At 40.1% G+C, this 14,191-nt stretch carries 20 protein-coding genes, 2 tRNA genes and 4 pseudogenes; 5 read left to right on the forward strand and 21 right to left on the reverse strand.

Annotated elements, in window-relative coordinates:
- Positions 1-31 precede the first annotated feature (31 nt).
- The 13 genes and pseudogenes from KUH03_RS34870 to KUH03_RS49670 form a co-directional block, all read right to left on the reverse strand.
- On the reverse strand, positions 32-601 hold the full coding sequence (locus KUH03_RS34870) for a DbpA RNA binding domain-containing protein (protein WP_257089093.1): 570 nt from the start codon (positions 599-601) through the stop codon (positions 32-34).
- Positions 602-647: 46 nt separating this feature from the next.
- The gene (locus KUH03_RS34875) at positions 648-857 is read right to left on the reverse strand and encodes a hypothetical protein (protein ID WP_257098068.1); all 210 of its coding nucleotides are present in this window, start codon (positions 855-857) and stop codon (positions 648-650) included.
- A 15-nt stretch (positions 858-872) separates the two neighbouring features.
- Positions 873-1,055, reverse strand: a pseudogene (locus KUH03_RS34880) (hypothetical protein); the annotation flags it as partial.
- Positions 997-1,332 (reverse strand): DEAD/DEAH box helicase, encoded by a 336-nt coding sequence (locus tag KUH03_RS34885; protein ID WP_257089096.1) that lies wholly within the window; start codon positions 1,330-1,332, stop codon positions 997-999. The gene KUH03_RS34885 and the pseudogene KUH03_RS34880, both read right to left, overlap by 59 nt.
- A 100-nt stretch (positions 1,333-1,432) precedes the next feature.
- Positions 1,433-1,813, reverse strand: a complete 381-nt coding sequence (locus tag KUH03_RS34890) for a hypothetical protein (RefSeq protein ID WP_257089098.1) — start codon at positions 1,811-1,813, stop codon at positions 1,433-1,435.
- The gene (locus KUH03_RS34895) at positions 1,810-2,514 is read right to left on the reverse strand and encodes a hypothetical protein (protein WP_257089100.1); all 705 of its coding nucleotides are present in this window, start codon (positions 2,512-2,514) and stop codon (positions 1,810-1,812) included. The genes KUH03_RS34890 and KUH03_RS34895 overlap by 4 nt, the downstream gene beginning before the upstream one ends.
- Positions 2,515-2,762: 248 nt before the next feature.
- Positions 2,763-3,087, reverse strand: a pseudogene (locus KUH03_RS34900) (HesB/IscA family protein).
- Positions 3,088-3,286: 199 nt separating this feature from the next.
- On the reverse strand, positions 3,287-3,817 hold the full coding sequence (locus KUH03_RS34905; protein WP_257089102.1) for an aminotransferase class V-fold PLP-dependent enzyme: 531 nt from the start codon (positions 3,815-3,817) through the stop codon (positions 3,287-3,289).
- The gene (locus tag KUH03_RS34910) at positions 3,745-4,161 is read right to left on the reverse strand and encodes an aminotransferase class V-fold PLP-dependent enzyme (protein ID WP_373564543.1); all 417 of its coding nucleotides are present in this window, start codon (positions 4,159-4,161) and stop codon (positions 3,745-3,747) included. Before KUH03_RS34910 ends, KUH03_RS34905 begins: the two co-directional genes overlap by 73 nt.
- A gap of 41 nt (positions 4,162-4,202) precedes the next feature.
- Positions 4,203-4,343: pseudogene (locus KUH03_RS49665) on the reverse strand (aminotransferase class V-fold PLP-dependent enzyme); the annotation flags it as partial.
- Positions 4,344-4,369: 26 nt separating this feature from the next.
- The gene (locus tag KUH03_RS34915) at positions 4,370-4,795 is read right to left on the reverse strand and encodes a DUF983 domain-containing protein (protein WP_104382703.1); all 426 of its coding nucleotides are present in this window, start codon (positions 4,793-4,795) and stop codon (positions 4,370-4,372) included.
- Between the two features lie 36 nt (positions 4,796-4,831).
- Complete coding sequence (locus KUH03_RS34920) at positions 4,832-5,395, reverse strand: helix-turn-helix transcriptional regulator (protein WP_257097616.1); 564 nt, start codon at positions 5,393-5,395, stop codon at positions 4,832-4,834.
- Positions 5,295-5,660, reverse strand: coding sequence for a cupin domain-containing protein (locus tag KUH03_RS49670; protein ID WP_373564544.1), 366 nt, complete (start codon positions 5,658-5,660; stop codon positions 5,295-5,297). Before KUH03_RS49670 ends, KUH03_RS34920 begins: the two co-directional genes overlap by 101 nt.
- Before the next feature lie 146 nt (positions 5,661-5,806).
- Here KUH03_RS49670 and KUH03_RS47140 point away from each other — a divergent pair, with 146 nt between their 5' ends.
- Both KUH03_RS47140 and KUH03_RS47145 read left to right on the forward strand, forming a co-directional pair.
- Entirely contained in the window at positions 5,807-6,136 is a 330-nt protein-coding gene (locus tag KUH03_RS47140) for a hypothetical protein (protein ID WP_306429250.1), read from the forward strand.
- A gap of 17 nt (positions 6,137-6,153) precedes the next feature.
- On the forward strand, positions 6,154-6,714 hold the full coding sequence (locus KUH03_RS47145) for a mechanosensitive ion channel family protein (RefSeq protein ID WP_306429251.1): 561 nt from the start codon (positions 6,154-6,156) through the stop codon (positions 6,712-6,714).
- Between the two features lie 100 nt (positions 6,715-6,814).
- Here the strand turns inward: KUH03_RS47145 and KUH03_RS34930 are convergent, their stop codons facing one another.
- The 6 genes from KUH03_RS34930 to KUH03_RS34955 all read right to left on the reverse strand — a co-directional run bounded on the left by KUH03_RS34930 (position 6,815) and on the right by KUH03_RS34955 (position 12,181).
- Entirely contained in the window at positions 6,815-7,789 is a 975-nt protein-coding gene (locus KUH03_RS34930; RefSeq protein ID WP_257089105.1) for a D-glycerate dehydrogenase, read from the reverse strand.
- A gap of 240 nt (positions 7,790-8,029) precedes the next feature.
- A complete protein-coding gene (locus KUH03_RS34935; protein ID WP_257089107.1) occupies positions 8,030-9,160 on the reverse strand; it encodes a serine hydrolase in 1,131 nt (376 codons plus the stop codon).
- Positions 9,072-9,545, reverse strand: coding sequence for a hypothetical protein (locus tag KUH03_RS34940; RefSeq protein ID WP_257089109.1), 474 nt, complete (start codon positions 9,543-9,545; stop codon positions 9,072-9,074). Before KUH03_RS34940 ends, KUH03_RS34935 begins: the two co-directional genes overlap by 89 nt.
- A 31-nt stretch (positions 9,546-9,576) precedes the next feature.
- Positions 9,577-10,230, reverse strand: coding sequence for a LytTR family DNA-binding domain-containing protein (locus KUH03_RS34945; protein WP_306429252.1), 654 nt, complete (start codon positions 10,228-10,230; stop codon positions 9,577-9,579).
- Between the two features lie 98 nt (positions 10,231-10,328).
- Positions 10,329-11,258, reverse strand: a complete 930-nt coding sequence (locus tag KUH03_RS34950; protein ID WP_257089111.1) for a sensor histidine kinase — start codon at positions 11,256-11,258, stop codon at positions 10,329-10,331.
- 92 nt (positions 11,259-11,350) lie between these two features.
- Positions 11,351-12,181, reverse strand: a complete 831-nt coding sequence (locus KUH03_RS34955; protein WP_257097617.1) for a cell wall-active antibiotics response protein — start codon at positions 12,179-12,181, stop codon at positions 11,351-11,353.
- A gap of 320 nt (positions 12,182-12,501) precedes the next feature.
- Between KUH03_RS34955 and KUH03_RS34960 the strand changes: the two are divergent.
- Positions 12,502-12,836: pseudogene (locus KUH03_RS34960) on the forward strand (DUF3276 family protein).
- A gap of 113 nt (positions 12,837-12,949) precedes the next feature.
- Here the strand turns inward: KUH03_RS34960 and KUH03_RS34965 are convergent.
- Positions 12,950-13,462: an alpha/beta fold hydrolase gene (locus KUH03_RS34965; RefSeq protein WP_257089113.1), complete on the reverse strand. Its 513-nt coding sequence runs from the start codon at positions 13,460-13,462 to the stop codon at positions 12,950-12,952.
- Positions 13,426-13,776: an alpha/beta fold hydrolase gene (locus tag KUH03_RS34970; protein ID WP_257089115.1), complete on the reverse strand. Its 351-nt coding sequence runs from the start codon at positions 13,774-13,776 to the stop codon at positions 13,426-13,428. Before KUH03_RS34970 ends, KUH03_RS34965 begins: the two co-directional genes overlap by 37 nt.
- A 188-nt stretch (positions 13,777-13,964) precedes the next feature.
- On the opposite strand from KUH03_RS34970, the gene KUH03_RS34975 reads away from it, so the two are divergent.
- Positions 13,965-14,037 (forward strand) — tRNA-Arg (locus KUH03_RS34975).
- Between the two features lie 31 nt (positions 14,038-14,068).
- A tRNA-Arg gene (locus KUH03_RS34980) sits at positions 14,069-14,140 on the forward strand.
- Positions 14,141-14,191 lie beyond the last annotated feature (51 nt).

The raw sequence follows: 14,191 nt of genomic DNA on the forward strand, positions 1-14,191 counted from the left end.
TATATGTTTTTAATATACTTTGTTATGCTTTCTATGTTCTTCCGACTTTCACTTTTCGGCCTTTGACTTTCTGACCGTTAGCGGCATTGATGATCGCTAAAGCCAGTTTACGTTTGACAGCAACATAAGCAATTTTGTCTTTGACTTCGATAATTCCAATATCGTCTTTTTCGATGCCATCCAGATTTAACAGAAAGCCAACAATGTCAATTTTGTTGACCTTATCCTTCCTTCCGGCGCTGACATAGAGTGTAGCGAAAGGTGAATTTTCGGGCAGGTCATAGAAGTCCGGGAACTCCTCTTCTGCCGTATCTTCCAAAATATAAGGATAATTTTCTTCAGGTTTTAAGATGATATATACGTCACCTTTTGCCTGCATACGCGCTGTGCGTCCATTGCGGTGTGTAAAATCATCTTCTTTATGTGGAAGCTGATAGTGAATGATCGCATCCACTTCAGGAATATCCAATCCCCGGGCAGCAAGGTCTGTCGTAATCAGGACATTGTTGGAGTGGTTCCTGAATTTTAGCAGTGCCAATTCTCGGTCCTGCTGCTCCAGACCACCATGAAAGATGTCATGAATGATATTACGATTGTCCAATAGGTCGCTGATATGGTCGACAGCATCACGATGGTTGCAAAAATAATCATTTTTTTGTACCGATCTTGCAGATAAGTTTTAAAAGCGCTTCTAGTTTCTTTTGACTGGTGGCAACTACTTTTTTTATCGTGATCCGCGGGATATTGTTTGCATCTTTTAGGAAATCGACAGTAACGGGATCCTGAATCTGCGTAAAAGGCGGAATGGTCTCCATTGTTGTTGCAGAGGTCAATATGCGCGATTTAATTTTTGGCATGTGCCGAATGATAAAATCCATTTGCTGATGAAAGCCAAGCTCCAGGGACTTGTCAAATTCATCCAGTATGAGGGTATGGATTTGGGTCGGATCAAAATTCCCCTCTTCAAGATGCTGTTTTATTCGACCGGGGTTCCAATTAGAATAGATGGAGCATCTTTGAATGCATTTTTTCGATACGTGTGCTATGTCCGCCATAGGCGCAGGTCACTTTGTATCCTGTTGTCAGTTTCCGGATGACTTGCTCGATCTGTAAGGCGAGTTCACGGGTAGGGACTAAAACCAGCACTTGTACTTCACGCGGGATATCTTTTAGCTGTTGTAGTATTAATAATGAAAAGGCTAAGGTTTTTCCTGATCCAGTAGGGGAGAGCAAGATGAGATCTTTGTCTTGTTGGTAGGTGTCCAGTACCTTCTGTTGCATTTCATTCAGGGATGAAATACCGAATTTATTTAAAATAGCTTCTAGCTGCATAGCACAAAAGTACTAATTAAAACGAAAAGGTAACCCACCTCTTTCCGATGGATTACCTTTGTCAGATTTTTATATTGGACTTGATAGCAAAGAATGCTTTTTAATGATCCAATGTATTATACTTTAATAGTATTGTTTTAGAGTATATCAATACCTTCTTCGCGCAAAGCTTGTTTTTATCTTCTTCCCAGATACTGACCTGCACTTCGCCGATATGCTGTTTCTTAAGCATAAACATACAGACACGAGACTGACCGATACCACCGCCCATAGATTCGGGTAATTCATCGTTAAGAAGCATACTGTGAAACGTCAGTTTGGACTTTTCGCTGCAATTTCTGATTTCCATCTGATGGGCTAACGCCGTTTTGTCGACACGGATACCCATGGACGAAAGTTCGAATGCTGAATTTAAAATTGGATTCCAAACAAGGATATCACCATTTAAACCATTGTAGCCAGCTTCATTTGTAGTACTCAATCGTCGTAATCTGCCGCCCGACCATCATGTGCTACTCCATTGCTCAGTGCACCACCGATACCGTACAGAAATACCGCACCGTGTTCTTTTGTAATGGCATTTTCTCGTTCTTTGGCACTTAGGTTGGGGTATTTTTGCAATAACTCTTCCGAGGAGATAAATGTGATGGTCTCCGGAAGGATTGCTTTTATCTGTGGGTATTTACGCTCCACCTGTAATTCTGTAAATCGAAGTGAATCGTATATATTGAGTACCGTATCTTTCAGAAGAACCAAATTACGCTGTTCTTTTCCGATTACTTTTTCCCAGTCCCATTGATCTACATAAATGGAATGTATAGGGGTATAATCTTCGTCTGGACGAAGGGCTTTCATGTCGGTGACAATACCTTCACCAGGTAACATTTCAAGCTCTTTTAAGCGCACTCTTTTCCATTTTGCCAAGGAATGAACCACGACTGCCCGCTTTTCATTTAAAGATTTGATCGGAAAGGAAACAGGGCGCTCGATGCCATTCAGATCATCGTTTAATCCTGTGCCGTCCAAGACCACCAATGGTGATGAAATTGGAATCAGATTTAACTTGTTTTTTAATTCTTGGACAAATGTATCTTTAACGAAGCTGATAGCAACTTCGGTATTTAAAAGTTTTCTTCCCTCCATATGAGTCAATTGAAAAGCCATGTACGGATTGTTGTACATCGCATCATTTTTCTTATTCAGTTATTTGATACAAAAATATGAAAATATCATTTGCTAATATGTTTTGTTGTGATTTTTGATATTTATCCATTAAAATGTTGAAAAAATATAAATATTACAAGAAAAAGCGAATAGGTCAATAGGGAATTATAAAACTATTAATTTGTCGGTGCAACTAAACTCGCCCGACCGAACAAAAAAAGCCCTGAAATTATTTCAGGGCTTTTTTGTTCTATTGAAGGATCTGGTTATACTGAGAAGCTCTCGCCACAGGCGCATGTACGGCTTGCATTTGGATTATGAAATTCAAATCCTTTTCCGTCCAACCCATCGGAGTAATCAAGTTCTGTTCCCGCTAAATAGAGGAATGATTTGATATCCAAACAGATTTTAACTCCTTTATCTTCGAAAAACTGGTCTCCTTTTTTCCTCATTATCGAAATTCAGTTTATAGCTTAAGCCTGAACAACCACCACTTTCTACAGCAACACGCACAAAGTAATTGCCGTCATATTGCTCATCCTTCATGATTTCCTCGATACGAGTTTTTGCTTTATCAGTAACTGTAATCATAGTTGTATCTTTGTCTACAACAAAGATACATACAATCTCGCTATATTTCGCCTGCTCTTAAGTTTTTAGAATGTCATAAATTAACCGATCAAACCGGCCTTATAGAGTTGCCATATGGGTGATTGATCCCTTATTTTTTGTACGGCTTCTTTGATCAATTGTGCGCATTGTAGGATTTCTTCACGCGTGGTCAATATGCTTAGGCTAAATCTGATTGCCGAAAGTGCATCTTCTTTGGATATACCCATGGCCAGCAGGACATGTGACGGTTCCTTGATCCGGTAACACAGGCGGAGCCGGAGGAGAGGGCCAAGGTAGGGCAGGCGGTCATAATCTCGCTTGCGAGCACATGTTTGAAACTGATATAACTTGTCGTCGGTAGGCGGGGAGTATTTTGCCCGTGTACAATAATTTCAGGAATATCAGCCAGTTCGGCTTCCAATAGATCCCGATATGCCCGAACGTTGCTATAGGCTTGTGGGCTTAGCATGGAGATCGCCTTTCCAAAGCCGACGATGGCCGGAACATTGTAGGTGCCGCCCCGAAAACCATTCTCCTGACCACCACCTAAAACTAATGGTGTAAGCTGAATGGGTTTTGATTTGCGCCGGATATAAAGTGCACCAATTCCCTTCGGACCATGAATTTTATGTGCACTCAGACATAAAAGATCAACAGGAGCTGTTGGAGGTCGATCGCAACTTTTCCGATTGCTTGTGTGGCGTCGCAAAAAAATAGAATATCTTCTTTATGGCAGATGGAAGCCACCTGTTCGATTTCAGCTAGCACCCCAGTCTCATTATTCGCAGCCATCAGACAGATTAATATGGTTTTGGCGGTAATGGCATTTTTAAGATCATCCGAGGCTATGCGCCCCTGATTGTCAACAGGAAGATACGTGACTTGGGCTCCCTGTTTGGTCAGCTGTTCACAGCAGCTTAATACTGCTTTATGCTCTGTAGCGACGGTAATGATATGATTCCCTTGAGACCGGTATTTGTCAAATACACCCTGCAGTACGGTATTGATGCTTTCCGTAGCTCCGGAATTAAAAAAATTTCCTTTGGTGTACAATTTAAAGCCTCAGCGACTTGCGCTCTGCTCTGTTGAACCGCTGCATTTGCTGCTCTACCCATCTGGTGGTAAACACTGGACGCATTAGCATAATTTTGGATGAAATAAGGAGTCATCTCCTGCCATACCTCATCCAAAATTCGGGTGGTTGCATTGTTGTCCAAATATATGGTATCCTTCATCAGGATAAAGATAAGGATAATGCTGTTTATGCAGAAGCTTTCACATCAACTTCCTTCTTTTTGACATTGGGATCATAGCGTAGTCCCGGAGTCAGCCAATACATCAAAATAATGCGTGAATACCGGTAGTTGAAAGGTGACATCAACACAACGCTTAATATAGCAACAGTCGCATAAAGAATGAAGGATGAGTCATTTCCGGTAAGGATGTAAGTTGCCATACAGGCCGTCACCATCTCTGCGATTGCAAATGCATAGGTGACATACATGGCACCATAGAAATAACCCGGTTCACGTTCGTAGCGGAGACCACAGTATTCACAATGACTATTCATCTTTTGGACCTTTAGACCATAGGCAGGACCTTTGTATACATGGCCGACTCTACATCTTGGACATTTTGCTTGCCATGCAGCTTTGAATTCCGATAATTCGTATTTAACTTCTTCCATAGTTATAGTTGTTTTCTGAACTCCTCGGGTGTGAGATCAGTGGATTTTTAAAAATTTGGTGAAATAAGAGTTGTCCTTAAACTGCAATTCATTTGCAATTTCAGTGATATTTAAATTTCGGTTAATTAACAGTCGTTTTGCTTCCAGGACAATCCGGTTGCGGATGATCTCTCCAGCGGACTGACCGATATAGGATTTACAGATCGCATTCAGGTGATTTGGCGTGATAAATAGCTGATCCGCATATACACTCGGTAATTTGGTGGATTTAAACTGTTGTTCCACCAATTGCTGAAAGCTATTGAATATTTTATGATTATAAGGATTGCTTCCGTCTTTTTGCTCTTTTTCAGAACAGATGGAGACATAGAGTAGAAATTGGAGCAGCAGTGTACGAATATAATCTTCGGATAGACCGCTGGACTTCGCCGATAAGATCTCATCCAGAATATTCGTCGCCTGCGCGCGGCAAGGTCCTTCCAGTTCAAAAATTAAATGCTCAATTTTGCCCTGTAAAAAACTGAAACGCTCCAGATAATCTGTGCGTAATAAAAACGATTGGAAATAGTCGACCGAAAATTGACGACATAGCCCCCTCATCGCCAACAAAATTCCAGGTATGCACTTGACCGGGTGCCATGAAGTAGATTTGAAAGGGTTTAATTTTATAATGATTGAAATCGATGATGTGATCACCTGAACCTTTCGTAAATAATACAAAATGAAAAAAATTGTGTTTATGGGGAAACACCATATTTGCATGTTTGATGACGTATTCACTTAAGTCATCAATATGGATAGTTGTTTTATTGTTGAGGTCGAGACTGCAACTATCTATAATAGGAATGGTGTTTTTTCTATTCATACTACAAAGTTAGCTCAAATATTCTTTTTATAGTGGTGTTAATTTGGTGTTTTATGGTACTTTTCAATGATTTTAATATTTTGAATGCTAAGTTTGGATGTTGGAACAATCCTTGTTTCAAAAAGCATGGAAATATATTAATAAGCATGGAAAGTAATTTAAATAGTCTAGGGACTAAATTTGGGCGATTGACCGATATCGTCATTGATTCAATACCAGGTATTATAGGTGGTATTATTTTATTGATTATTGGTAAATATGTTATCGATTTGGTCAACCGGTTATTGCACAAGCGTTTTGAGAAGAGAAATGTTGATCCTTCAATACGCGCATTTATCTCAAGTATCGTAAGGATTGTGATGTGGGTAATGTTGATGTTGACGGTTGCTAGTCAGATTGGTATTCAGACGACCTCTTTTATAGCGGCATTGTCTGCCTTCGGTTTGGCTGTAGGTATGGCCCTTCAGGGAGTCTAAGTAACTTTGCCGGTGGCGTGTTGATCCTGATGTTTAGACCTTTCGAAGTAGGGGATTACATCTCGAGTGCGAATGGTACAGCCGGAACTGTCGAGCGAATTGATATATTATATTCAACATTGATCGGTGACGATGGCGTACGTATCTTTAGTCCGAATGGTCCATTAGCTAATTCGGTGATCAAGAACTATACGAAAATCGTTCAACGGATGTTTGAATACACAGTGAGTATATCCTATGACAAAAATATAAAAGACGCAAAAGAGATCATTCTCCGAGTACTTCGGTCCAATGAAAATGTGCTGACAACACCCGAGCCGACGGTGTTTGTCAAAGAGCTGGGAAATAGCGCAATTGTATTGACCGTACGGGCATGGACCAAGCGGGAGAACTACTGGCCGGCACGTAATTCGATGCAGGAAAAAATTATGCTGGAATTAGAGCGGAACGATATGAGTGTGGCTCGAATCCGACACAGATTAGCATTGTCCCCAATGCAAATGATCAGGAAGTCCAGCGAAGGCAGAGGTTTAATCATCTGCCAGGGCACGGATAAGAATAAAGTACCGGTAGGCTAATATGGCCTGCTGGTACTTTTTAGTTTAAGTGGATCCTTCTTCCCATATTTGGGCAGGATCGCTTTATTTAGCTTGTTCAGGAACTGAAAGAAATGTCGTTTCATGTATAGACCTCTGGATTGATAGTTTGTGGCATCTTTTCACCTTTGATTGCTGCCAATAAATTGCTTGCTGCCATTAGTGCCATATTGTCTCTGGTTTCCACAGTTGCGGATCCGATATGGGGTAGAATGCAGACATTTTCGAGATTTAGCAGTGGATTGTCCGCTGCCATGGGTTCAGGGTTTGTCACGTCGAGCCCCGCTCCCCATAACTCTCCCGTGCGTAATGCGTTGGCGAGGTCTTCCTCCTGCACTAATCCACCACGTGCCGTGTTGACCAGAATCGCCGAGTTTTTCATACGTTTAAATGTATCCCGATTAAACCTATTGGATGTCTCTGCCGTGAGTGCAGCGTGAATGGAAAGCACGTCACTTTGGGTTAGCAGATCATCAAAATTGACATATCTCGCTCCCAAGATCCGTTCGGCTTCCAAGTTCCGCCCACGGTTATAATAAATGATTTCCATATTATAGGCGGCCCTTGCTTTGCGGGCAAATTCAAGACCGATCCGTCCAAGCCCATAGATACCCAATGTTTTATTGTTGAGTTCGATACCCAGATGTGCTGTAGGGTCGAAACCTTTCCATTGGCCTTGCAAAATCTGCTTGTGGTTGAAGAAAGCTTTCCTGGAAACGGCCAACATCAATAGAAAAGCAACATCAGCTGTAGCACCAGAAAGCACTCCTGGTGTATTGCTCACAGGGATACTATATTTCGTTGCTGCAGGGATGTCAACGTTATCATAACCAACACTCATAAGGGATAACGCTTTAAGATTGGGGCAGTTTTGGAAAAACTCTTCGTCAAACTTTTGCATACCACCGTTCAGTATATAATCGACCTGTCGCCCAGCTTGGATAAGTTCGGTAGGAGATAGTGGGGTAGCAGAGTCATGTATTGCTACCTCATGTCCGGCAGCCGTTAATAGGTCAATACCTTTTTGTGGGATTCGTTTGGTGATAAATATCTTCATGTAAATGTTATGCTATCCTAGAGCCTGTTGTAAAATTAAATTATGAAAACCCAGTTTATTTGGGCTGTTAATCAAAGTTAATGGTTAACAGCTTGTGTAACAACAAAAAATTAACCCTTTTATGACAACAAAAAAGCTATATCGTTGTTTCGATATAGCTCCGATAATAAAATGTTGTTTTTTTCTTAACCATTGGTGTTTTGATTGATTCGTATTTTTATTACGGTATCAATGTGCTCACTACACGCAGTCTATTTGTCTGAAAGAGCCTTCAGTAATTTTCATCGCTGTTGGTGCTTGTAAAGGCACGAAGGTCTTATTTTTGTGAAGTAGATTGTCCAAAATGCTTTTCCCTATGTCATCGACAGAGATTGCGGTATTGGACAAGATGACTATGCCACTTTTTTTATCTGGGGACAAGGCGAGGTAGGAACTGCTTCCTGCTGTGCCACCATTGTGCCAATAAAAAGTAAGATCATCAAGTAGGTTCATGTGCCATGCCAATCCCAAGTCCGTATCAGGAGGGAGAAAGAAAGTAAATAATTTCGTGTTGGCCATCGCATTCTCTAGTGGGCTCTGTGGCATCTTAAACTGTGCATTTACAAATTTAAGCAGATCTTCCACGGTTGATTTTAATCCACCGGCAGCACTAAAAGTGTCAAAAGACCAAGGAGTTACTTCTTGCCCTTCTTTGTTGTATACTTTAAAAGTATCTTTTCTTTTAGGGTCTAATACCTGAAAGGTATTATTCATATCGAGTGGTTTGCAGATGATTTCACGAACAATCTGTTCATAAGGCTTTTTGTAGATACTACAGATGATATCACCTAATATGGCATAACCCAAATTGCTGTACTCGTATTCCTCGCCCGGTGTTTTTTTGTTTTTGAAACAGGATAAATAACTATAAAGTGCTTTTTTATCGTATCCTTTGTAAGGATCAGTTTCATTATATCCCTTTACTTTATCAAAATTGTCGGGAAGTCGTGGAAATCCCGAAGTATGGTTGGCTAACATTTGAAAAGTTATCTTCGCCAGGTCCGCATTCTTTTTCAGTGTATCTGGAAGGAATAATGATATAGGTTGGTCCAAGGTAATTGTTCCTTCCTCAACAAGATTAGATAATAGGATCGCTGTAAAGACTTTGCTGAGTGAACCAATTTCATAGGGCGAGGTTTTTGTCGGTAATGTTTGGTTACCTTTTGCGGTCTCGCCGTAAAAATAGGTTTTCGACTGCCCATTTTTAATAATACCTATCGCAAGCGACTGTGTTTTTGTTGTTTTAAGTAAGAATTGGCAACAGAATCGATGAAAAATCCTCTTTGTCGACAGCTTTTGAATGGACCGTCGTCTCAATAGGTTTCTCAGCAATATTTTTGTTCGCTGTAGGTTCGTTCAGCTGACTAAAGTGTAGGGTGTTAAACTTGAGTGTCGAATCTGTCGCAAACAACACTTCATAAGCCTGATTATCAAAATCCAGACGATAGGTTGCTGTACCTTTTTCGAAATTAGTGATATCCGAACTTTTGATCCTTCCCAAAGGGTAGATCTGCCGCAGCATCTGTGTAAACTTTGGAAGACTATATTGTTGTTTATAGGAATCGCTCGCTAGATTATAGGCAGAGTCTGTCATCTGGGAATTGATGAAAAACTCCAATCGATTGTAAACTCCTTTGTTGATCTGTTCAGCTTGATTTGTCTGAGCAAAGGAGTAAGATGTGATGCCCAACAATATTGCTGTAAAAAAATGTTTCATAACCATTGTTAGGCACAAATCTACGGAATGTTTAAATTCCAATCAATTGTTTTAATCGGGCATAGCCTGATTTACTGATATTGAGCTTCTCACCAGAGATCAGCGCAGCAATATAAGAGTCCTTTTCATAGGGCTCCAATTTGGCCAATTGATCGACTTTGATGATAAACGAACGATGGATGCGTACAAACTGATTTGGATCTAGGGATTTTTCAAAAAATGCCATGGTCTTATTTTTGAGGTACATGCCATCTTTGGTATGGATTTTTACGTAGTCATCATAAGACTCCAGGTATTTGACTGTATCTATAGGGATTATTTTGATTTGTGTACCTGTTTTGACAACGATACGGTCGATCTTCGTTTCGTCTTGTGCCGCGAGGACCTCATAGTTAGGTTGGACTTTCTTTTCGGGTGCAGAATAGCTGGATCTAAACTTTTCCAATGCTTTTTTGAAACGTGTCGGGGAGACCGGTTTTAGCAGATAATCCAGTGCATTTTTTTCAAAGGCCTTTAACGCATATTCGTCAAACGCTGTGGTGAAAATAATGGCAGGAGGGTTGTCCACCAGCTCGAGCATTTCAAAACCAGTCAATTTAGGCATTTGGACATCCAAAAAAACCAGATCAGGTTCATGTATCTGGATCGCTTTAACGCCTTCAAAACCATCTCCACACTCAGCCATAATGGTTACATCAGCTTCATTTTTAAATAGCCCGCAATAATGGAGCGTGCTAAGGGTTCATCATCAATGATAACGACTTTAATCATATTGAGGTATTTTTAGGGTGCTAGTAAATATATTGTCCTGAATCTGTGTTTCCATAAGATCATTTCTTCCATATAAAAGATATAATCTGCGTTGAATACTGGAAAGCCCAAATCCGGTACCTTTTTAGGACTCGATTGCTCCTCGACATCAAATGGATTGGTAATTTGAATCAGAAGCTGTCCCTCATTTGAGGTGCATTTAATTTGTATTTCGACTTGGTCGGTTATATTGTACAATCCATGCTTAATGGCATTCTCTACCAGAGGCTGGATGATCATTGCTGGCAATTTATTACTAAATATTTCCTCCGAGGAGGAGATGGAAGTATTCAGACGATGACCAAAGCGTACCTTTTCAATATCAAGATAAAGTTGTAGATGGTCCAGTTCTTCTTCCAGTGTGATAATCTGATTGTTCTCCTTTCTCATCGTGCCCCGTAAAAAATCAGATAGTTGAAATGTCATATTACGTGCTTCATCCGGATTCGCGCCAATTAGAGCGATGATCGAATTTAAGCTGTTAAATAAAAAGTGTGGTTGCAGCTGCTGCCGCAAATTATAGAGTTCTGCCTCGCGAAGCAGATTTTCGGACTCTTGTTTCCGTTTGATGTTATTGATATTATCTTCCTGGATATTCCAGACAATATTGATAATAGCAACAGAAGTGAGGATAAGGAAGTTAACGATACCACGAAATGGGAGTGTTAAATCCAGTAGCGCGATAAAGTTGGGCTGAATAAAATAGCTCATTAGAAAACGGCTCAACCCTGTACTGATGGCGGCCATAATCAAGCCTATGATCAGCACCTTCCATATCTCGCGGGGTTGTGGTGTGTAGAAGTTTAACGCAGAGGACATGCCATAGCAGCAAAACATCATCACAGCACTATTGATCAATGAATCTTTAAATGCCAGTTCGGAATCAAATCCTGAACGTAGCATCAGTAAATATTGTAATGCAAGATATCCGATAAATACGGATATACAAATAATGCCTATTAATCGACTTTTAACACTGAGGGACAGTTTGTTTTTCATCTATTAAGCATTTTTATCGTTAAATTGCCCAATATACATGTACCAGTGATATAGATCTTTTTGTCGGTGTCAGGGTTGTATATCGTCTGAAATCTTCGGTCATCGACAGATCCTAAAATGGATGCCACATTGCTGAATACTGTCCAATGTGGTGGGATGATAATACGTGCGCTGCCAAATAACTGAAATGTATCGATGACAATAGGCTGTTGGATATCTGCCTTTGTTAAATCCAATTCAATACTTCCGAAGACGTTGGTCAAATTTCCACCTCTAAATTGCTTGGAATAAATGACTTTCTTTTGGCCTGCAAAAATCGTATTCAAATTAAGGCTGTCCTCAAAAGACTGATGAAATGAACTATTCTCTTTGTTGCCAAAAGCCTGCGCGTTAGGCGAGGCTTGTTGGCTTGATCCGTATTGTTCGTTAAAAGGTTTCGCCTCGGCATCGGGTGCTGTGGCGTCCGCCGGAGTATCTGTAGGACTATTGACACGCTTATCCCAATCGTAAGGATTCTGTGGCGGATTAGGGTAAGCAGGCGGAACCATCGGCGGTTTCCGCTTACTCATGATAAAATAAATCCCAAGCGAAATGATGATAATAGGGACGGTTACTGATCCAAAGTCCGTACGCATCATTCGGGAAATCAGGCTGGCACCACCGATAATCAATAAGATGATTGCCGATTTTTTCTGAAATTGAGAGTTTACGCCGATCACTAAACCAATAATGATCAATATTGTCGGCCAGCTAAATAACCAGTCCGGAAACCAGTCTCCTAAATTCAGGTTATTCAATAATAAGAATATACCTACGATGATGACAATGGCCCCACGATATTGCGGCTGTTATTGCTGTTTGGTATGATAGGTTCTTTTTCCATAATGTTTTTACTATTTATGACTCAAAGATAGAGGCACAAATAAACTATACATATTCGCTTTAGGTAATACAACTTATATTTTCGGTAAATGTACTGATTTCGTCGGTAAAAAATCTTGTTGTTTAATTTTTATCGGCTATCGATGGAATGAATATGCCATTTTTACGGTTTATTGTCTTTTTTTTTAATATTATTTGGTGTATTAAAATGAATTATTATATATTTATCAAAGATTAAGATTACTTTAAACTTAAATAACAACCAATGGGAGATTTTGAAAACAAAGAGCGTGAAGAGGTTTTTTCAAAAAGGTGAGAGCAGGTAAGCGAACTTATTTTTTTGATGTAAAAGCAACTCGATCGAACGATTACTACATTACTATCACAGAAAGCAAGAAGCGCTTTGAGGATGGCCAGTTTATTAAGCATAAGATTTTCTTATACAAAGAAGATTTTGAGAAGTTTGCGGAGGGTTTGACAGATGTTGTAAATTACATTAAGTCTAACCAGGAAGTAATCGAAAAACGTTACGAGCCTAACTTTGACGATGCGTACGCTGAAGAAGCCGATAGTCGTTCAAAAGATGATTTTTCGTTCTAACGTACCCAGGATGAAATCTCAATGAAAAAGAAATAAAGCCACTCGCGTGGCTTTTTTATATTCGGACTTTCCTTAGTTCTTATTTTTATGATCGCTTTACTGTAACGACGTCTTTATATACTGGCTAAAAACTCATTTAATACCCTATTGAACTTTTCGGGTTCTTCAAGATTTGGCAGATGCCCCGATTCTTCAAACTCCATAAATCTAACATCAGGGATATTTTCGATAAGAATGCTCGTCTGCTCTTCGCTCATCAATTTATCGTGTTTACCTTTAATGACCAATGTAGGGATAATAATCGTTTTCAAGGAATGTGTAGTATCTGTACGGGAAGCCAAGGCAAGTTGTGTTGCGCATATACTGGAAAGCTCATTTCTGCGGATACAGCTTTTGATGAGTTCGACGGCCTCAGGGTTTTCCCGGATTGTTTTTTCATAAAACACATTTTCCGTAAAACCGATGGCAAATGGTCTTCGACCATATTTAAGTAACGCTTGTATGGAATCAAATCGCTTTTGTTTGCCTTTATTGTCATCAGCAAGGGAGTTGGTGTCACATAAAATCAATCCGGCGAGCTGCTGACCAATCAGTTCATAGGTACGCAGGGCGATATAGCCACCCATGGAGATGCCGCAGAGTACAACATGATTGAGATCCAATTCCGGATAAATTCAACAAGATCCTTTGCAAACACATCGACAGAAAAGAAACCATGTCCATTTGTACTGAGTCCATGCCCTCTGACATCCAGGGCAATCCCAGTATATTCCTCGTCAAGATCTAACAATTGTTGTTTCCAGGTGTTCTTATTGAAAGGAAACCCATGAATAAATAACGCGGTTTTAGGGGCAGGGTATCTGGTACTGGGACGGATATAATAGGAGATGCTGATATCTCCAATGCGGATTTTGCTGAGTTTTAATTCTCTTTTGCTCATGAATAATAACATTTGTCAGTGTCTGAAAAAAAAAAAAGTTGATATTTTAAATATAATATTATCAACGAGATAAACGAAATGTTGTTTCATAAAGTTAAAAAAAGAGAAAAAATGTTTGTTAAATCGATAAATATAACGATATTTGCATCACCAAAACGGAAAAGGATACGGATTTGTTTGGTTGCCCAGCGCACCTAGCTCAATTGGATAGAGCATCTGACTACGAATCAGAAGGTTAGGGGTTCGACTCCTTGGCGCGCACAATATACAGTCCCTGTATTATTAAAAAGAGGCATTCCTAGCTCAATTGGATAGAGCGTCTGACTACGGATCAGAAGGTTAGGGGTTCGACTCCTTGAGTGCACAAAAAGCCAATCTCGAAGATTGGCTTTTTTATGAAAGAAGGTGAAGTAAG

The organism is Sphingobacterium sp. E70 (assembly GCF_019285695.1).
GTDB lineage: Bacteria > Bacteroidota > Bacteroidia > Sphingobacteriales > Sphingobacteriaceae > Sphingobacterium > Sphingobacterium detergens.